This is a genomic window from Streptomyces sp. NPDC007971, assembly GCF_042958635.1.
Lineage (GTDB): Bacteria > Actinomycetota > Actinomycetes > Streptomycetales > Streptomycetaceae > Streptomyces.
Window position 1 is genome coordinate 315058 of sequence record NZ_JBIBJK010000011.1, and the last position, 19860, is coordinate 334917.

General features: G+C 73.5%; 10 protein-coding genes. 5 read left to right on the forward strand and 5 right to left on the reverse strand.

Features of this window, described 5'->3' with window-relative positions; all coding sequences use genetic code 11:
* Positions 1–303: 303 nt before the first annotated feature.
* Together lhgO and ACFZCP_RS24895 are read right to left on the reverse strand one after the other, a co-directional pair.
* Complete coding sequence (gene lhgO / locus ACFZCP_RS24890; RefSeq protein WP_391430047.1) at positions 304–1521, reverse strand: L-2-hydroxyglutarate oxidase; 1218 nt, start codon at positions 1519–1521, stop codon at positions 304–306.
* Between the two features lie 281 nt (positions 1522–1802).
* Positions 1803–3230, reverse strand: coding sequence for an MFS transporter (locus tag ACFZCP_RS24895; protein ID WP_391430049.1), 1428 nt, complete (start codon positions 3228–3230; stop codon positions 1803–1805).
* Between the two features lie 826 nt (positions 3231–4056).
* On the opposite strand from ACFZCP_RS24895, the gene ACFZCP_RS24900 reads away from it, so the two are divergent.
* Positions 4057–6165 (forward strand): asparagine synthase-related protein, encoded by a 2109-nt coding sequence (locus tag ACFZCP_RS24900; protein ID WP_391430051.1) that lies wholly within the window; start codon positions 4057–4059, stop codon positions 6163–6165.
* A 398-nt stretch (positions 6166–6563) separates the two neighbouring features.
* Positions 6564–10226, forward strand: a complete 3663-nt coding sequence (locus ACFZCP_RS24905) for a BTAD domain-containing putative transcriptional regulator (protein ID WP_391430053.1) — start codon at positions 6564–6566, stop codon at positions 10224–10226.
* A gap of 82 nt (positions 10227–10308) precedes the next feature.
* Here the strand turns inward: ACFZCP_RS24905 and ACFZCP_RS24910 are convergent, their stop codons facing one another.
* Entirely contained in the window at positions 10309–12363 is a 2055-nt protein-coding gene (locus tag ACFZCP_RS24910; protein ID WP_391430055.1) for a sigma-70 family RNA polymerase sigma factor, read from the reverse strand.
* A 388-nt stretch (positions 12364–12751) separates the two neighbouring features.
* Positions 12752–13570: a TetR family transcriptional regulator gene (locus ACFZCP_RS24915; RefSeq protein WP_391430057.1), complete on the reverse strand. Its 819-nt coding sequence runs from the start codon at positions 13568–13570 to the stop codon at positions 12752–12754.
* A 377-nt stretch (positions 13571–13947) separates the two neighbouring features.
* On the opposite strand from ACFZCP_RS24915, the gene ACFZCP_RS24920 reads away from it, so the two are divergent.
* On the forward strand, positions 13948–15327 hold the full coding sequence (locus ACFZCP_RS24920) for an FAD-dependent oxidoreductase (RefSeq protein WP_391430059.1): 1380 nt from the start codon (positions 13948–13950) through the stop codon (positions 15325–15327).
* Positions 15328–15457: 130 nt separating this feature from the next.
* Positions 15458–17113 (forward strand): SpoIIE family protein phosphatase, encoded by a 1656-nt coding sequence (locus ACFZCP_RS24925; RefSeq protein WP_391430061.1) that lies wholly within the window; start codon positions 15458–15460, stop codon positions 17111–17113.
* Between the two features lie 372 nt (positions 17114–17485).
* On the opposite strand, the gene ACFZCP_RS24930 is transcribed toward ACFZCP_RS24925, so the two are convergent.
* The gene (locus ACFZCP_RS24930) at positions 17486–18778 is read right to left on the reverse strand and encodes an MFS transporter (RefSeq protein WP_391430082.1); all 1293 of its coding nucleotides are present in this window, start codon (positions 18776–18778) and stop codon (positions 17486–17488) included.
* 110 nt (positions 18779–18888) lie between these two features.
* Between ACFZCP_RS24930 and ACFZCP_RS24935 the strand changes: the two genes are divergently transcribed.
* Positions 18889–19437 (forward strand): MarR family transcriptional regulator, encoded by a 549-nt coding sequence (locus ACFZCP_RS24935; RefSeq protein ID WP_362694687.1) that lies wholly within the window; start codon positions 18889–18891, stop codon positions 19435–19437.
* Positions 19438–19860 lie beyond the last annotated feature (423 nt).

Genomic DNA, 19860 nt, shown 5'->3' on the forward strand with positions numbered 1-19860 from the left:
CCGCCCCTGCCACCCACTGCCCCGGCTCCCGCCCCGCCGCCTTGCCGACTCGCCGAGCCGGGGACCCGCCGCCCGCTGCCGCCCCACGGCGCCGGGGACCCGCCTCTCTGCCGCCCACCGAGCCGGGGACCCCCCGCCCGCTGCCGGCCCACCGAGCCGGCTGGTCCGGTGCCTTTGAAGCAGACCGAGTCGGGTGGTGGGTGGGCATAGGTCCGGGGGGCCAGGGGGCGGAGCCCCCTGGGACAGCGCCCACAGCACCGCGCAACCTCACCGCGCACCCCGCACCGACACCACGGCCGGTACCTACAGAGCGCCCAGCATCTCCAGCGCCCGCCGCCCGACCTCCCTCCCGATCGGCAAGGACGCAGTAGCCGCAGGAGACGGCGCGTTCAGCACATGCACGGTCCGCGCCCCCTCCTGGATCAGGAAATCGTCCACCAGCGTCCCGTCCCGCAAGACCGCCTGCGCCCGCACCCCGGCAGGGGCCCGCACCAGATCCCCCTCCTCCACCGCGGGCAGCAACCTGCGCACGGCTTCCAGGAACGCCCCCTTGGACACCGACCGCCGCAGCTCCCCGGCCCCGTACCGCCAGTGCCGCCGGGCGATCACCCACGACCCCGGCCACGCCACCGTCCCGGCCAGCTCCCGGGGCCGTACGACCCCCCACTCGTACCCCTCCCGGGCCAGCGCCGGCACCGCGTTGGGCCCGATGTGCACACCGCCGTCGATCCCCCTGGTCAGATGCACCCCGAGGAACGGGAACGCCGGATCCGGCACCGGATACACCAGCCCCCGCACCAGCTCGGGCCGCGCCAGCTCGTAGTACTCCCCGCGGAACGGCACGATCCGCACCCCGGGCTCGTCCCCGGTCAGCCGCGCCACCTCGTCGCAGTACAGCCCGGCACAGTTGACCAGCACCCGCCCGCGTACGACGTCCCCGGCCGCGGTCAGTACGGCCACGCCCCGCTCCGGCCGCCGGTCCACCCGTACGACGTGCGCGCCGTACCGGATCTCGGCGCCCGAGGCCTGCGCCAGCTGCCGTGCGACGCCCACGAAGTCGCACACACCGGTCGTGCCGACGTGTATGGCGGCCAGGCCGCGCACCTCCGGCTCGTACTCGCCGATCTGCGCGGTGCCCAGCTCCCGCACGGGAATCCCGTTCTCCCGGCCGCGCTGCACGAGTGCGTGCAGCCGCGGCAGCTCCTCCCGCTCGGTGGCGACGATCAGCTTCCCGGTGACGGCGTGCGCGATGCCGTACTCGGCGCAGAACTTCACCATCTCGGCGGCGCCCCGCACCGCGTAGCGCGCCTTGAGGGAGTCCGGCCGGTAGTAGATCCCGCTGTGGATGACCCCGCTGTTGCGCCCCGTCTGATGCCGGGCCGGGCCGGCTTCCTTCTCCAGCACGGTCACCCGCGTACCCGGCGCGCTCCGCGTGATCGCATACGCCGTGGACAGCCCGACGATCCCGCCTCCGACCACGAGCACATCACAGTCGTACGCACCCACTCGCACCTGCACCACCTCCCTTCTCGATAGTGCACTGCGCCACTGACAACGCCTTCAAACCCGGGGTGGCGGGAGCGCCGCGCAGGGGGCGCGGGGCCGTGCCCGCAGGCGGCTCCGCCGCGTCCGCGCGACCGGCCGAGGACGACCCGGCGTCCCAAGATCACACAGACCCGGCGGACACCGAGGCACCGGCCCCCCTGCGCCGGAGCCGTCGGCGAAGCCCGACCCCCGGCGCAAGGGTCGTCAGCGAAGCCCCGACCCCCTGCGCAAGGGTCGTCAGCGAGGCCCCGGCCCCCCTACGCCGGAGCCATCATCAGAAGAGGCCGGGCACGCTCCCGCAGCTCCACCACCCGCGGCTCGTCCCCGTAGGGCTCCAGCCGGTGCAGAAGATCCTTCACGTACTCCGTGGTCCGCGCGGAGGAGATCCGCCCGGCGACCTCCACGGCCCGTACCCCCTGTTCGCAGGCCGCATCGAGATTCCCCGACTCCAGCTCGGCGACGGCGGAGACCACCAGCCGCAGCCCGTGCGACCGCACGAACTCCTCCGTCGGCTTCGACAACGCCTGCTCGGTGAACCGCCGCACCTGCCGCGGCGCCTTCAGATCGCGGTAGCACTCCGCCGCATCGGCGGCAAACCGGTCGTATCCATAAAAACCAAGCCAAGAGGGGTCGTTGTCACCTTCCCTGGACCGCTCCAGCCAGCCTTCGGCCGCCTTCAGGGCCGCGCCGGCGGCCTGTGCGTCCCCCGCGCGCGCGTGCGCCCGGGCCTCGATCAGCCGGAAGAAACTCATGGTGCGCGCGGTCGCCAGTCCCCGGTTGCGCTCCAGGGCGGCCTGCGCGAGATCCACGCCCTCGTCGCCGAAGCCCCGGTAGGTCGCCTGCAAGGACATGGACGCCAGCACGTATCCCCCGAGAGGGACGTCCGCGGCCGCGCGGGCGAGCCGCAGCGCCTGGATGTAGTACCGCTGCGCGGCCTCCTGCTGACCGGTGTCGAAGGCCATCCACCCGGCCAGCCGGGTGAGTTCCGCGGTGGCCCCGAACAGGGCGCGGCCCACCTCGTCGGAGTACGCCCCGAGCAGCAGCGGCGCCGCCTCCACCCGCAGACACTCGGGCACCATGGACGAACGCCAGTCGCCGCCTCCGTATTTGGAGTCCCAGCGCCTGGCGTCCTCGGCAGCCTCCCGCAGCTTCTGCACGTCGCTGTGGCCGACTTTGATCGGTGCGCCGGAGCCTTCGGCGGAGTTCGCCTCCCGCGCGACCGAGCTGTCGGCGGGGGTTATCAGCCATCGCGAGGCGGGCGTTGCGTAGGCGCTCACTGCGAACGACCCGGCGAGCGACTGCCAGATGCCGCCGGAGCCGGCCCGGCGTCCGGCGAGGTCGAGCCGGTACAGCTCGGTGGCCGACTTCACCGCCTGTCCTACGTCTCTGGGGAAGGCGAGGCCCACTTCGGGGGCGGGATCCGCATCCGCCAGGCCGATCTCGTGGAGCGGCACCGGGCGGCCGAGCTTCTGGCCGATGGCGGCCGCGATGAGGTGCGGCGCCGCTCCCTGCGGCACCATCCCCTTCGACACCCAGCGCGCCACCGAGGTCTTGTCGTAGCGAAGTGTCAACCCGCGTTGCGCGCCAAGATCGTTGACGCGTCGCGCGAGGCCTGCGTTGCTGATTCCCGCGAGGGCGAGAACGGTGCCGAGTTTGTCGTTCGGCCCGCGTTGCTCCCTGGACATGCGTCACCCCTCGACACAGACGGCTGCCGCGCTGGCATAACCGTGCGGCATTCGTAAACCCAGCGTAGTTCGCCGCATCCCAAGCGTTAAGGGGCATTGTTCCGGATGGCGGGATTGTGGCCCGTACGGAAGTACGGCCCTGTACGCACCGTGCACAAGCTGTCGCGGCGTGCCCCCGCTCGTGTGGCCGTGCGCCCGTCCGTGCGCTCTTCTCCGGCCACCGGGGGAGCGGTTCCATGGCTCTTGCGTGGGTCGGCCCGCTGTACTGGATCCAGCGGGCTGGGGGACACCGCCACCTTCATCCCCGCGGGTGGCGGACCGGTCCGGGAGGCGATGCCCGCCTCCCGGACTGTGCGCGTGGCTGCGTCCGTGCGCCTTCTGCAGGCCTGTACGGAGCGTGCTCGAATCCGGGCGGTCGTCCGCGAATTGGCCGAAAATCGACCCTGCTCTTCGCGGGTGAATTCTGCTCCCACCATGGAACTTGAGGGCGCGAAGGGAGTTTTCGGGGAGCGTATCGGGGGCGCATTCGCGTCGCACCCCTCATGTGGTCTCTGCACACCCGGCCCGCCCTCGCCCCCCACCCGGCTTGCTCCCGCCCCGCACCCGGCCTGCCCTCGCCCCGCATCCGCCTTGGGCGGTACGGTCGTTCGCTGCTCCGCTCGCCGTTCCGTTCGTCGGGCCCTTCCCCTGCCGCCCTCCCCCGCCGCCTCCCCCGCATTCCCCCGATCGAAGGCCGCGTCACCGCCCCTCCCCGGCGCGTTCTTCATGGCAGCATGGGGAGCCGGTTCGTACGGTGCACTGTTGTCCACAGCCTGTGGAGGCGTCGATGCGGTGGTTGGTGGGTTGGAGCAGCACCGCCGCGGGCGCCGCGATCGGCTCCGCGGGTGCCACCGGATACGACGGCGAGACCCTGCACCCCGTCGGCTCCCAGCTCCTGTGGGGCGACCCCGATCCCCTGTGGGCCGTCGGCGACTGGCGCCCGGACGAGGTGCGCGTGGTGAACTCCGACGCGCAGAACCGGATCGCCGTCCTCGGCACCTGCGCCGCCTCCGACGAGGAGCTGCGGCGCAGCCTGTTCACCGCGCGCGGGGGCGCACTGCGCCATCTGACCACATGGCCCGGCAGTTACACGGCCGTCGTCCAGGTGGGCCGCCGCATCACCGTCTGCGGCGATCTCGCGGGCGCCCGCCCGGTGTTCCACACCCCCTGGGCCGGCGGCACGGCCTACGCCACGGCCGCGCTGCCGCTCGCGGACCTTGTCGAGGCCAACCTGGACTTCGCGCACCTCGCGGCCCTGCTCGCCGCCCCCGAGGTACCGGCCGCGCTGCGCGACACCACCCCGTACGACGGCGTGCGGCGCATTGCGCCGGGGCATGCGCTCGTCCTGCGCGCCGGAGCGCGCGAGATCGTCGGGTACGAGCCGGTCGCCTCCCTCGCCGTGGCCGCGCCCCCGGCCGACCCCGACCGCGCGGTGGACGCCGTACGGGACGCCCTCGTCGAAGCGGTCCGCGCGCGCCTGTCGGCGCCCCGGCACGTGCCCGACCTCGACCCCGGTCCGGTGCCCGGCATGGGCCCCGCCGAGCGGCGGGCCGCGCGCGGGATGCCGGTGCCGGGGATCGGCGCCGACCTGTCCGGCGGTCCCGCCTCCGGCACGCTCGCGTTGCTGGCCGCCGGACTTCCGGGCAGACCCGGCACGCTTCTCGGCCACGGCACCGGCGCGGGGGAGCGGCTGCTCGCCGTCACCTTCAACGACCTGGCCGTCAGCGGCCGCGAGGCCGAGGTGGAGCGGGCCGGAACCCTCGCGGCCAACCCGCGCCTGCACCACGTGGTGGTGACCGGTGGCGAGGAGACCCTGCCGTTCGCCGACCTCGACGGTCCCCTCACCGACGAACCGGGCCCCTCGCTGGTCACGGCGGCCCGCCATCGTGCCCGGTTCGCCGCCGGCAGCGCCGACCACTTCACCGGCCACGGCGCCCGCCAGGTGCTGGACGCCCATCCCGCCCGTCTCGCGGACCTCCTGATGGACCGCAAGCGGCGCCATCTGGTCCGGCCGGTCGCTGCCCTCGCGCGGGCCGACGGCTCCGTGATGGTCCCCGCGCGCGTGTACGGCGCGGCGCGGCGGCTGGCGCGCACCCCGTACCGGGCGGGTCTGGAACTGCTCGCCGAGCGGCTGATGCGGCGCCGCTTCGACGACCCCAAGGGGGCGGTCGATGCCTCACTCGCCGGGCTGGCCTGGGCGAGACCCGGGCCGGCGGCGCGCTGGCTGACCGGGGAGGCACTGGCTGAAGTATCGGTTCTGCTCCAGGGCGGGGCGGACCGCTCGGCAGGGGGCTCCGGGCAGCGCCCCGGTGAGTTCCGCGCCCGCGCGGTCCTCGCCCGGTCCGCCGCCGATCTCCGCGTGCTGGAGCAGGCCGCCGAGATCCGCTCCCAGCGCCTGCACGCGCCCTTCCTGGACAACCAGGTCGTCCGCGCCTGCCGCGCCCTCCCCGAGGCCCTTCGGGTCCGGCCCGGCGCCCGTTCCGCCGTCCTGCGCGCGGTCCTGGAGGGCGCCGGCGTCACCGACCTCCCGCCCGGCTGGGGCGCCCCGTCCCACGCCTCCTCCGCGGCGGCCACGCGCGCGGGCCTGCGGGTCGCCGCCGACTCCCTGGTGGACCTCTTCGCCACGCCTCTGCTCGCCGAGGCCGGCCTCGTCGAGGCCCGAGTGGTCCGCAAGGCCCTGCGCGACGCGGCGGCCGGCGAACCCCTCCCCCTCGACGGCCTCGCCGACCTGGTCTCCCTCGAACTCTGGCTCGGCCGCCTCCTGGCCCGGCGGGGCACCTGCTGGACCGGCACGCCCGCACGCGCGCGTGCGGTGCCGGCAGGGATCCCGCCGCGCAGGGGCGCACTGGGCGCGGGAGCCGCAGGGGCGGCGGGACCCGCGGGGCTGAGCGGATAGTTCCGCTTGCGGCTCGGTCTGTGCTGCGGTGGGGTTCGGTGGGTTCTCGGGTGTGGCTTGGTCTGTGCTGCGGTGGGGTTCGGTGGGTTCTTGGGTGTGGCTTGGTCTGTGCTGCGGTGGGGTTCGGTGGGCTCTTCGGCGCGGCCCGGACCGTTCTCCGGCGCGGCCCGGACGGCTCTTCGGCGCGGCCCGGATCGCTCCCCGGTGAGGTTCGGTCGGCTCTTCGGTGTGACTCGGTCGGCTTCCCGGCGTGGTTCGGACGGCTTTCCGGTGCGGCCGTTCGTTCGGCTCCTCGGCGAAGCCCGTGAGGCCCCTCGCCGCGGTCCGGGCACACGTCCCGGGCGGGGTGCACGGGCAGCCCCCGTGCCTGTGCCGATGCGTCCGGCGACAATGTCCCGGTGCGGTACAGAATCCTGGGCGTCACCCAGGCGGAGGACGACCGGGGAGCCGTCATACCCGTTGGCGGCCCGCGCGTGCGCGCGCTGCTCGCCGCGCTGGCGCTGCGCCCCGGGCGGGTCGCCGTCCCGCAGTCCCTGATCGAGGAGGTCTGGGCGGACGATCCGCCCCAGGACGCCCCGGCCGCGCTGCAGGCCCTGGTGGGCCGGCTCCGCCGCGCTCTCGGCAGGGACACCGTGGTCTCCGCACCCGGCGGCTACCGTCTCGCCGCCGCCGAAGACGACGTGGACCTCTTCGTCTTCGAGTCCCTGGTGCGTACGGCCAGGGCGGCGCTGGACGGCGGTGACGTCCTGGCCGCGGTCCGCGGCCTGGACGAGGCGCTCGCCCTGTGGAACGGACCCGCCCTCGCCGACCTCCCGGACCGCACCGCCGCCGCGCGCCCGGACGCTCTGCGTCTGGAGGCGGTCCGGGGCCGTGCCGAGGCCCGCCTGCGACTGGGCCGCGCCGAGGACGCCGTACCGGAGCTGACGGAACTGACGGCGGCCCACCCGTACGACGAGTCCCTGTACGCCCTGCTCATCCGCGCCCTGCGCGACACCGGCCGTGCCGCCGACGCCCTCGCCGCGTACGAGTCCGCCCGCCGCATCCTCGCCGAGGCCTTCGGCGCCGACCCCGGTCCGGAACTCCAGGCCCTGCACACCGCGTTGCTCAGGCAGCCGTTGCTCAGGCCGCAGCCGCCCGCCGCCCCGGTGGCGGCTCCCTCGCCTGCTGCTGCCCGGGTCGGGGCCACCTCGTCCGGCTCCGCCCCGGTCGTGGCCGCCTCGCCCGCCGCCGCTCCGGTCGTGGCGGTGCCGTCCTCCGCCCGGCCCCCGGAGCGGACGGGCAACCTGCGCCCGCGCCTGACCTCCTTCGTCGGCCGGGAACCCGAACTCGACGCCATTCGTTCCGACTTGCACAGGGCCCGCCTGGTCACCCTCACCGGACCGGGCGGCTCCGGAAAGACCCGCCTCGCCGAGGAGGCCGCCGCAGGGCTGCCCCAGGCCTGGCTGGCCGAGCTGGCCCCGCTCGACCGGCCCGAGGCGGTGCCCGGCGCGGTGGTCAGCGCGCTCGGTCTGCGCGAGACCGCACTGCTGACCAACGACCTGGGGACGACGCCGGCCGACCCCACGGCCCTGCTGATCGAGTACTGCGCACCGCGCAGCCAGCTCCTGATCCTTGACAACTGCGAGCATGTCATCGGCGCGGCTGCCGCCCTCGCCGAGACCCTCCTCACCCACTGCCCGGGGCTCACGATCCTCGCCACCAGCCGTGAACCCCTGGGCGTCCCCGGTGAGTCGGTGCGCCCGGTCGAGCCCCTCGTCCCCGATCAGGCGCGCCGCCTCTTCGAGGAGCGCGCACAGGCCGTCCGCCCCGACGCCGCCGCGGTCCTTCGCGACACCGGGGCGGTGGCGGAGATCTGCCGCCGCCTGGACGGGCTCCCGCTCGCCATCGAGCTGGCCGCGGCCCGGCTCAGGCTGCTGACCCCGCGGCAGATCGCCGACCGGCTGGACGACCGCTTCCGCCTGCTCACCTCCGGAAGCCGCACGGTCCTGCCCCGCCAGCAGACCCTGCGCGCCGTGGTCGACTGGTCCTGGGACCTGATGGACGAGCAGGAGCGGACGGTGCTGCGCGAGGTGTCGGTGTTCGCCGGCGGCTGGGACCTCACGGCGGCCGAGGCCGTGTGCACCGGCCCGGCGGCGGACCTGATCGGCGCACTCGTGGACAAGTCCCTCGTCGTGGCCGATCCGGAGGGCCCCACCGGTCCGAGCGGCTTCGACGGCCCCACCGGTCCGAGCGGCTTCGACAGTCCCGGCAGTCCGAACGGCTCCGGCAGCCCCGGCCATCCGGACGGCCCCGGCCATCCGGACGGCCCCGGCCATCCGGACGGCCCCGGCGGTCCGGACGGCTCCGGCAGCACCAGCCGTCCGGACGGCCCCGGCGGTTCGAACGGCCCGAGCGGCCTCCGCGGCCCGGACGGCTCCGCGGGCATGCGCTACCGCATGCTGGAGACCATCCACGAGTACGCCAACGAACGCGCGGCCGAGACCCCCGAGCTGCGCGCGGCGGCCGAGCGGCGCCACCGCGCCTGGGTGCGCGCACTGGTCGAGGAGGCCGACCCCCAGCTGCGGTCCGCGGCCCAGCTCCCCTGGATCTCCCGCCTGGAGAGCGAGCACGACAACATCCGTGCGGCCCTCGACCGCGCGGTCCGGGCCGGCGAGGAGGCGCAGGCGGCAGGGATCGCCCTGGCCATGGGCTGGTTCTGGTGGCTGCGCAACCACCGCCAGGAGGCGGTGCGGTGGGTACGGCTGGTGCTGCGCCTGGGCATGGCCCTGGACTCCCTGCCCGACGGCGCGCACAGGGACGACCTGCGGGCGGCGACGGAGTCGGCCGATCCGGTGGGCGCCTTCCTCGCCGCCCCCGACGGCGAGGAAGACCATCCGCTGCGGGAACAGCGCATGGACCTGCGGATGCTCGAACTCTTCATGATCGCGGAGTCGAGCCCCGAGCACTTCGCGGCCGACGAGCGCACCCCCGGGTACCTCGCGCGCGTGCGTGCCGCCTACGCGGGCGGCGGTCCGCAGGCAGCCCGTCTGCCGGGCATCATCTGGCCGCTGACCGCCTACTACCTGGGCGACTCGGCGAGCGACGTGGGACCGGACATGGCCGCGGCGCTCGCCAACTGCCTTGAGTACGGCGGGGACTGGGAGGTCGGCGTCACCCTGATGTACCGCGCCCATGTGGTCGTCGACTCACCGGGCAACCTGCGGGGCGTGGACGAGGACCTGGCGCGGCTGCGGATCCTCAGCCGCCGCGTCGGGGACCGCTGGATGCGGGCCCAGGTGTGCAGCGCGGCCGGCGAGGCCGGCATGGCGCGCGGCAGGTTCGAGGAGGCCCGCGGCGAGTACGAGGAGGCGCTGCGCCTCGCCTACGAGGTGGGCGCCTACGCCGAGTCCCCGTTCCTGATGGCACGCCTGGCCGAGATCGCCTACCGCTCCGGCGACCGCGAGGCCGCCCTGGCCGCCCTGAACGAGGCGGGAGCGGCCGCCGACCGGTACGGGCTGGCCGAGTCCCGGGCGTTCGTCCTGCTGATGCGGGCCCACCTCGCCCATGACGACGGGGACATCGCCCGCGCGCGCGAGCTGTACGAGGCGACCTGCCTGGCGGCGGCAGGAGGGACCCTGCCCCCGCAGTTCGCGGCCGCCCTGCGCGTGGTGGAGGCCCGGATCACGGCCGCCGAGTCCGGCCCCGAACCCGCCCTGCCGATCGTGGCCGGGGCACTGCGCGAGGCGATGGAGCGGCGCTGCGCGGAGTCGATCACGGCGGGACTGGTGGACACCGGAGCCGATCTGCTGGCCCGGCTCGGCGATCTGCCGGGCGCGATACGGCTGTTCACGGCCGCCGAGCAGTGGCGCGGCGGCCATCCGCGCCCCGAGCCGGAGCGCACCCAGGCAGAGAGGATCGACGCGGACGCCCGCGCGGCGCTGTCCCCGGACCGGTACGCGGCCGAGCGCGCCCGGGGTGCCGCCCTCGGCCCGGACGACGTTCTCGGACAGCTGGAGCAGACCGCGCCCACCGGGGCAGGCGAGCCGGGCAGACGGCCGGTGAACCGGTCCGACGGCAGCTGAGCGGGGACGGCGACAGCGAACCGGGACGGCGACAGCGAACCGGGACGGCGACGGTGAGCCGGGACGGTGACCGTGAACCGGCCTAGCGGCAGGTGAACCTGGACTGCGCCCAGTCCGCCAGCGCCACCTGGTCGAAGACCTTGTCGTGCGGTTCCACGACGAGCCGTACGGTCCTGCGCCCGGTCAGGTCCACATGGACGGGCACGGCCGCGTTCCCGCCCTCGACGGTCCCGGACCTCCACAGCCGGACCCCGTCGGCGTAGACGGAGAAGGAGACCTTGCCCAGTCCGAGGGTCAGGTCGTCCACACCGGCCAGGGCGTCGTAGGCGGTGCACTGGCGGTTGAGGTCGATGGTGACGGAGGACTCGCCGTGGACGGTGACCCCGGGCGCGTACCGCCGGCCGCCGATCGACATGCCGTACCGCCGCCACACCCAGCTGCTCTCGCCCAGCCGCATCTCCGGCTCGGTGCCGTCGCCGACGACGTCGTAGCGCAGCTCGCTCCACTCGTAGACGACGGGGACCGGCGGGGGCGGAGGCGTCGGCGTGGGAGTCGGCTTCGGGGTGGGCGTGGGCGTCGAGGGTGGTGTCGGAGTCGGTCTCGGGGGCGGTGTCGGTGCTGGTGTCGGCTTCAGGCTGGGCCTGGGAGTCGGCGTGGGCGTGGGCGTGGGGGCCGGCACCGGAGCGCGGCTCGGCGTGGGGGCCGGTCGTGGGGCCAGCTCCACCGGCTGCGGAGCGGGCTTCTTCTTCGCCGGCGGCGCGGGGCTCGGCGCCCTGGGCGAGACGAGCGCAGAGGACGGCGACGGATCGGCCACCTCCTTGGCCGGGTGGCTGTCGTTCGCCAGAGCCAGGGCCACCACGGCGGCCGCCACCGCGACCACACCGGCGGCGATCCCGGCCTTCACCGGCGCCCCGAGCCCCTCCGAGACCGCCGCGCCGCCACCGGCGCCGCCACCCGTGGAGGACCCGCCGGCCGCGGCAGCCGCACCGGCCGCGCCCGCCCCGGCACCGCCCGCGATGATCCCGAGCGCCTTCCCGTACCCGGCCGCCCCGAACCAGCCGATGACCGCGACCGGCACCATCGCGGGGATACCGCCGGCGACTTCCTCGATCTGCGCGGCCGCCAGCCGGCACCGGGCGCACTCGTCCAGGTGCTTGCGCAGGCCTCGTTCGGCGCGGATGCGCAGCTTGCGGCGGGCGTAGGTGCCGAGCTGGTCGGCGTAGCGGGCGCACGCCTCGTCGCCGGCCAGGGAGGCGCTCACATGGGCCTGCAGATAGGCCTGCTTCAGCCCCTCACGGGCGCGGCTCGCCAGCACCCGGGTGCCGTTGGCGTCCAGCCCGAACAGGACGGCCACCTCGCTCGGTGACTCGTCCTCCACCTCGGTGTGCCACAGCACGGCCTGCCAGCGCTCGGGCAGCGAGCGGAAGGCCTGCATCGCCATCGACTGCTCGGCCTCGTGCAGGGTGCGCACATCGGCGCCCAGGTCCAGGCCCGCTCCGAACGAGCCCAGGGACGCCCTGTCGTCGGGCACCTCGGAAGCGCGCGAGGCCTGCTGGGCGAAGACCGCGAAGTCGTCCACGAGCTGCTCGCGCCGTGCTGACCTGGCCCAGTGCGCGGCGACGCGCCGCACCGACGTCAGCAGATAGGCGCGCACGGCGTACTCGGGTCCCGCCCCGCCGCGCACCGCCTGGAGCATGCGGGCGAAGACCTCGGCGGTCAGGTCGTCCGCGGTGTGCCCGTCACGGCAGCAGGTACGCGCATACCGGCGCACCGCATCCGCGTGCCGCCGGTACAGCTCCTCGTAGGCGGAGTCGTCGCCGGCCCGCATCCGCTCGATCAACTGGCCGTCGGCGGACGGCGCATCCCTCGACGGCGGCAGCGCACTGCCGTCGCGCTGGGCGGGCACACCCCTGTCGCCCGGCCCACTTGCCGGAGGTACCGATCCTGCCGGGGGCACCGATTCTGCTGGGGGTACCGATCCTGCCGGGGAGGCTGGAGATACCGGGGGTACCGATCCTGCCGGGGACGCTGGGGAAACCGAGGCCCGCCCGCCCTGGCTCGGCACCTGCGGCGAAGTCAGCCCATCGGGTTCCGCGTCGCCGTCACCGCGCGACTCGTCCCACCCCTCAACGCCCATTGCGGAAAGCCCCCGACACCGGCCCAGCCCAATCGGTCACCGGCTCAGAGTGCCACATTGTCTTTCGTTCAAGAACCGTCCCTGCGCCCATCCACTCATCCGAGCGCACTTGCCACCGCCGCGAACCGAACACCCCCCGAACGCGATGCCCTCACCAAGCCCAAAGGCGGCAGGGCTCCGAGGGATGCACTCACCGATCCCGGGCTCGGCAGGATCCCGAGAGACGCCCTCACCGAGCCGGCCGACGACGGGCAGAACCCCTACGGCGTCCACCCGCACAGGCGGTGAGAACCCCTACGGCACCCACCCGCCCCGCCCGTGACGACTGCACGGACGGTGCGGGTGGGAGACACACCGCTACTCAGGGCAGGGCGAAGCCGAGGCGCACTCACGCTGGCCGGGACCGGAGTCCCTCCAGCAGAATGTCCAGCAGCCGAGCCGAAGCCGCGGCCTGCTGCGCCGCATCCGGCAGGGACGGCGCCGCCGTGGCGATCACCAGCAGCACGTCCGCCACGGACACGTCCGCCCGCAGCTCCCCCGCCGCCCGGGCCCGCTCCACCAACTGCCCCACCACGTCGAGCAGCGCGGCGATCCCCGTGTCGCCCTCGTCCGCGACCACGACGGCAGTCGCGGACACGGTCGCGGTCGAGTCCGACACCAGCCGCAATTCACCGGCACCGGCCCCCGGCTGAGACCGCTGCTGAGGCACCCGGGTCCCGTCGCCCGGCACGGCGGAGCCCACCTCGGGCGAGTCGGCGGACTCCTCCTCGACGACCCCGACCCGCAGCACCTGCGGCGGCAGCAACCGCCCCGCCCCCGACGCCACGGACGTCCGCAGGAACCGGGACAGCGCCGACCACGGCTCGTCCTCCTGCCCGAGCGCGGTCCGTGCCTGCTCGGTCAGCCGCGCCGTCTCCTCCTCGGCTATCCGCCGGACCAGTACGTCCTTGCTCGGAAAGCGCCGGTACACGGTGCCGACACCGACCCGCGCGCGCCGCGCCACGTCCTCCATCGGCGCGCCGTACCCCAGCTCGCCGAACACTTCACGCGCCGCACGCAGCACGTGCTCCAGATTGCGCTGTGCATCCACGCGCAGCGGTGTCGTACGCGGCCCGTCCGCGCGTCCGTTGCCCACCGCCGCGCTCACCGCTGCGCCGCCGGATGCGACGACGGCTGCCGATGACCAATGCGTGTCCTGAACATGCATGTGTTTCCCCCGGTAATGACGTCTCCCCCCGGAGACTCCCCGCCACTGATTCCGGAGTGCTCGGAACCGGCCTCGGTCCTTGATCGGGACCGCCCGTCGCGGACCCGTTCAGCCACATTCCCTACACCCCGTCGACACACGAACATAGTTGAGAGGGGGTCAATTCAGAAGGGGCAGGTTCCGTACAGAGCGCCCCTCGATCGGAGTACGGGTCATTTATGTCCGGATTCCATACCTTCGCACCCGCCCGTCCGCCCCTGCTGACCTGCCCGCTTTCGCCCCACCCCGGCGGCGCGTCCGGCCTCGCGTACACCCGCTCGCCGGTCACACAAATTGCCGGGGCTGTGGACAAACAACTGCGCCGGGTGCGTCATGGGATGGTGAAGGAACGTGCGCGCATTCTCGTTGTCGGCGGCGGCTACGTCGGGATGTACACGGCCCTGCGCCTTCAGCGGAGGCTGAAGCGGGAGCTCAGGCAGGGAGAGGTCGAGATCACAGTCGTCACCCCCGACCCCTACATGACCTACCAGCCGTTCCTTCCCGAAGCGGCCGCCGGTTCGATCTCCCCTCGGCACGTCGTCGTACCGCTGCGCCGCGTCCTGGACCGGTGCCACGTCGTCATCGGCGAGGTGACCTCCATCGACCACGCGGTGCGCACCGCCGCCGTCACCACCCTCGCCACCGCCGAGGAGGGCAAGGCCTCCGAACTCCTCGGCTACGACGAACTCGTCCTCGCCCCCGGCTCGATCTCCCGCACGCTGCCCGTCCCCGGCCTCGCCGAGTACGGCATTGGCTTCAAGACCGTCGAAGAGGCCATCGGCCTGCGCAACCACGTCATCGAGCAGATGGACATCGCCTCCTCCACCCGCGATCCCGCGATCCGCGACGCCGCCCTCACCTTCGTCTTCGTCGGCGGCGGCTACGCCGGAGTCGAGGCACTGGGCGAACTGGAGGACATGGCCCGCTACACCGCGCGCTACTACCACAACGTCCGCGCCGAGGACATGAAGTGGATCCTCGTGGAGGCCACCGACCGCATCCTTCCCGAGGTCGGCGAGGAGATGGGCCGCTACACCGTCACCGAGCTGCGCCGCCGCAACATCCAGGTCCTGCTCGGCACCCGCCTGGACTCGTGCGTGGACCGCGTCGCCGTCCTCAGCGACGGTCAGCGCTTCCCGACCCGCACGCTCGTGTGGACCGCCGGCGTCAAACCCCACCCCCTGCTCGCCGCCACCGACCTGCCCCTCACCGCGCGCGGCCGCCTGAAGTGCACCGCCGAGCTGACGCTGGACGGCGCCCCGCACGCATGGGCCGCGGGCGACGCCGCCGCCGTCCCCGACGTCACCGCCGGCGAGCCCGGCACCGAGACCGCCCCCAACGCCCAGCACGCGGTCCGCCAGGCCAGGGTCCTCGGCGACAACATCGTCCACGCGCTGCGCGGCGAGCCCCTGGAGACGTATGCGCACAAGTACGTCGGCTCCGTCGCCTCCCTGGGCCTGCACAAGGGCGTCGCCCAGGTCTACGGGCGCAGGCTGAAGGGCTACCCTGCCTGGTTCATGCACCGCGTCTACCACCTCAGCAGGGTGCCCACCTTCAACCGCAAGGCCCGGGTCCTGGCGGAATGGACCCTGGCCGGTCTCTTCAAACGGGAGATCGTCTCGCTCGGTTCGCTCGAACATCCCCGAGCGGAGTTCGAACTCGCGGCCGGTGGAAAGCCTCCTCACAGCCCCTTCGACGACCCGAAGGGGTCGTCCTGACCGGACCCAGGAACTCCACGGCCCGCCCCGGCGTCTGACGGATACCGCCACGGACGGCCACCTGCCAGACTGCCCCACGTCCTCGGACGGGCACCTGCCCGCCCTCAGCACCCACGAGGCTTTCCCCACTGTGAACTTCACGCGCTGGAGCGCCCGGCTCCCCGGAACGCAGCGCCGCGCCGCAGCGCGGACCGAGACCCCGGTCTCCCCGGACCGGAGGGGGGAAGGCTCCGTACCCGCGGCCCGTGCCGAGCAGCAGACCGACGGCGCACAGCCGCCCTCGCCCGCCGTCGACGAACTGCCCGTGCGCGACGTCCTCGACCGCGTCCCGGCCCTTGTCGCCCTCGTCCACGGGCCCGACCACCGCATCGCCTACGTCAACGACGCCTACGCCGCGGCGTTCGGCGCACGCCCCCCGGGCGCACCGGCCCGCGAAGCCCTCCCGGAACTCGCCGAACTGGGTCTCCTGCCCCTCCTCGACCAGGTGCTGCGCAGCGGCAAGCCCCGCACGCTGAAGTCCCGCAAGGCCGTCGACGGCCACTCCTACACCTTCACCTGCACCCCCGTGGCCGAGGACGGCGAGCGCGACGGCGACGGCGCGGTGCTCGTCTTCGCCACCGACGTCACCGACCACGCCGAGGCCGCCGAGCGCCTTCGCGCCAGCGAGCGCCGCCAGCGCGAGACCGCCGTCACCCTCCAGCGTTCCCTGCTCCCCCAGGAACTCGAACAGCCGGACGACCTGCGCATCGCCGCCACCTACCAGCCCGGAGGCACCGAGGCCGCGGTCGGCGGCGACTGGTACGACGTGATCACCCTCGGCGGCGGCCGCACGGCACTGGTGATCGGCGACGTCATGGGCCGAGGCGTGCGCGCGGCAGCCGTCATGGGCCAGCTCCGCACCGCCGTCCGCGCCTACGCCCGCCTCGACCTCCCGCCGCACGAGGTCCTGCAACTCCTCGACGGCCTCGCCACCGAGATCGACGCCAACCAGATCGCCACCTGCGCGTACGCCGTGCACGACCCCAACGAGGGCCGGCTGGTGTACTCCTCCGCGGGCCATCTGCCGATCCTGGTCCGCGACGAGAACGGCACGGTCCTGCGCGCCGACGAACCCACCGGCCCACCGCTCGGCACCGGCGGCTGGATTCACGCGTCGGGCTCCATCCCGCTGGGCCCCGGCTCCACGGCGGTCCTCTACACGGACGGCCTGGTCGAGCGCCGCGACGAGGACCTCGACGAGGGCATCGCAGCCCTGCAGCGCGCCCTGTCCGGGGCGACCGGCACCCCCCAGGTCGTCTGCGACCGCCTGGTCCGCTCGGCCGGCGTCACCGCCGACCATGATGACGACGTCGCCGTCCTCGTTCTTCAGCACCCCGCCCGTACGGGCCCCGAGGGCGACCTCTTCCGCAACGCGGCCCTGGAACTCCTCGGCGGTGTGGAGGCGGCGCCCCGCGCCCGCGCCTTCGCCTCCGGTGTCCTGACCAGCTGGCGCTTTCCCGCAGACCTGCACGACCTGGGCGTCCTGGCCACCAGCGAACTGGTCGCCAACAGCCTCCAGCACGGCACCCCGCCCATGCGGCTGCGGCTGCGCCGCACCGACCGCCGCCTGATCATCGAGGTGACCGACGGCGACGACCACCTGCCGCGCCGCCGCCGAGCAGAACCGGGCGACGAGTCGGGGAGGGGGATCGCCATCGTGGCGACCATCGCGTCGAGCTGGGGGTCGAGAAGGACACCGGGCGGCGGAAAAGCAGTGTGGTGCGAATTCCTGCTCCCGAAGGGGTAGGCGCCGTGGGCTGGGCGCCGTAGGGCCGACCGACGTGTGCGGGCCGCCGTGGAGCCGACCGCCGTAGGGTCGGCCGCCGTAGGGTCGACCGACGTGTGCGGGCCGCCCTGGGGCCGGCCGCCGTTGGGCCGCCACTGCGGAGCCGGCCACTGCGGAGCCGTGGGGCGTCTGCCGTGGAGCCGTGGGGCGTCTGCCGGGCGCAGGCGTGCGGGGGCCGGCCGCGCAGTTCCCCGCGCCCCCTTTTTTTCTGGGCGCCCCTGACCAGCTCAACTGCGGGCAGTCGTGCCGCCGGGGGCGGCACGGGTGGGCGCAGCGGCACCTTGCCGGCGCCGACAAGCGTCCCCACCCCGGGCCGCCCCCGGCACCGGATGCCTACGCCTCCGCGGCAACCGGCTCCGCAGATGCCTCGCCCCGGGCCACCACCCGGCTGCTCCTCGCGGCAGCCCACGGCTGATCCTGCGCAACGGTGAGACGCCGTCCCAGCCGCAGCGCCAGCACGGTGATCCCCAGCGAGAACAGCAGGAAGGTCACGATGTACGGCGCGTGCAGCGAGGCCCCGAGCGGCCCGCCCACCGCCGGCCCCACGGCCAACGCCAACTGCTTGACCAGCGCAAACGCAGAGTTGTACTGCCCGGCCATTCCCTCCGGCGCCAGATCGGCGACCAGCGGGGCGACCGTCGGCGACAGCATCGCCTCACCCAGCCCGAACAGCGCGTAGGTCGACACGAACGCCGCGGTCGCCATCTCCTGGCTGCCGTGCCCGAGCCCCGCGTAGCCGGCCGCGAGCCAGGCGACGGCCCAGATCAGCCCCACACCGGCGATCACGCGCGTCCGCCGGCGCCGCTCCACGAACTTCAGCACGGCGAACTGCGCGACGACGATCATCAGCGTGTTCGCGGCCAGCGCCGTACCGAGCGCGGAGGTGGAGATCCCCGCGGCCTCGACGCCGTAGGCGCTCAGCCCCGACTCGAACTGCCCGTAGCAGGCGAAGAACATCACGAAGCCCAGCACACACAGCTGCACCATCGCCCGGTTCCCGAGCAGCTGCTTCCAGCCGCCCTTCGCCGAAGCGGACGGCGCGTCGGCCATCTGCGGGGAGTGCGGCATCCGCACCGTCGCCATCACCACGACCAGCAGCAGGAACATCGCCGCCTCGATCGCGAACAGCAGCGTGAAGGAGGAGACCCGGGTCGTGTCGACGAGGTGACCGCCGATGAGACCGCCCACGCCGAGTCCCAGGTTCTGCAGGAAGAACTGCATCGCGAACGCCCGCGACCGCGTGTCCGCCGTCGAGCAGTCGACGATCATCGTCGCCAGCGCCGGCTGCATCACGGCCTGCCCGGCCCCGAGGGCAGCGGCCGACAGCAGTACGGCGACGGCGTTGCCCGCCAGTCCGAGGCTCAGCGCGCCCAGCGCGGCGGTGACCAGGGCGGCGAGCAGGACCGGCAGCGGGCCGCGGCGCACGATCGCCCGGCCGGCGAACGGCAGCACGATCAGCGCGGCCACGGCGAAGACGGCGAGCACGAGTCCCGCCGTCATCGCCCCCAGGCCCCGCACCTGCGCCACATAGACGTACAGGTAGGGGACCGTGAAGCCGAGCCCGAACGCACTGAGTGCGTTGCCCACGTGGATCCGGCGCATCGCTGCGCCCATCGCCCTGGTCACGTTCACCTCTCTCACTAGTTAGGAGTGAAGACTTCAAAGCTAAAGTTCGAAGCTAAAGACTACACAGCGAAGGACTTCAAAGCAAAGTCGGTCCGTGCGATACTGCGGCCATGGCCGACACTCCAGGCGTCACGGAGCCGACACTCGAAGAACAGATCGCCGCCTACCAGCGCGAGTTCCTGGACCTCGACCCCCAGGTCGAGAAGATCGTGTCGGCGCTGTCGCGGCTGAACCGCCGTATGAACGTCGCCTACGGCCGCCAGACCGCAGCCCTCGGCATCAGCAACGCCGAGTGGGAGGTCCTCAAGGCGCTCGTCCTGGCCGGAGCCCCGTACCGCCTGGGCCCCAGCGACCTCGCCAAGCGGCTCGGCCTGACCCCCGCCGCCATGACCCACCGGATCGACCGCATGGTCGCCGAGGGTCTGGTCACCCGGGAGCGCGACGAGTCCAACCGCGTCCGGGTCATCGTCGAGCTGACTCCCGAGGGCCGCGAGAAGTGGCTGGAGGCGATGCGCCTCGCCACCGTCTTCGAGGAGGACCTGCTCCAGGACCTCGCCCCCGCGGAGCGCGCAGCCCTGGGGGAGGTCCTCACCAGGCTCCTGCGCCGGGTGGAACACGCCCAGCCGGACGCCGGCGGTCGACTCAGCGACCTGGACTGAGGTCCGCCGGTCCGCCGAGGTTCACACAAAAGATCTTGACAGGGGTGGTTGACACGCCCCTGCGCGATCCGTACAGTTCTCCGGGTTGCCACGGAGCCGTAACGGTTCCTCGACAACACCTCCGCCGCCTCGTGCGGCACTCCAACCACCAGCACGATCTCCCGATGGGATTGTTTTCGGCATGCCCGAATTCAATTCGAATAGGGACCCGGCGGCCCGATTGGGAAACGCCGGAAGGATCCGCTAAGGTTTGAGACGTCGGAACGGCCCAACGGCCGGGAAGACAAGCCCCCCTGACTGGGAGTCAGACACCGAAAGGATCTGATAGAGTCGGAACCGCCGGAAAGGGAAACGCGAGAGCGAGAACCTGGAAAGCACCGAGGAAATCGGATCGAGAAAAGATCTGATAGAGTCGGAAACACC

What these genes read in the sequence shown, in the direction of transcription:
- ACFZCP_RS24895 (WP_391430049.1), bottom strand. Translation starts at nt 3,230, where the DNA reads ATGTCCAGGGAGCAACGCGGGCCGAACGACAAACTCGGCACCGTTCTC.
- ACFZCP_RS24900 (WP_391430051.1), top strand. Translation starts at nt 4,057, where the DNA reads ATGCGGTGGTTGGTGGGTTGGAGCAGCACCGCCGCGGGCGCCGCGATC.
- ACFZCP_RS24910 (WP_391430055.1), bottom strand. Translation starts at nt 12,363, where the DNA reads ATGGGCGTTGAGGGGTGGGACGAGTCGCGCGGTGACGGCGACGCGGAA.
- ACFZCP_RS24915 (WP_391430057.1), bottom strand. Translation starts at nt 13,570, where the DNA reads ATGCATGTTCAGGACACGCATTGGTCATCGGCAGCCGTCGTCGCATCC.
- ACFZCP_RS24920 (WP_391430059.1), top strand. Translation starts at nt 13,948, where the DNA reads ATGGTGAAGGAACGTGCGCGCATTCTCGTTGTCGGCGGCGGCTACGTC.
- ACFZCP_RS24935 (WP_362694687.1), top strand. Translation starts at nt 18,889, where the DNA reads ATGGCCGACACTCCAGGCGTCACGGAGCCGACACTCGAAGAACAGATC.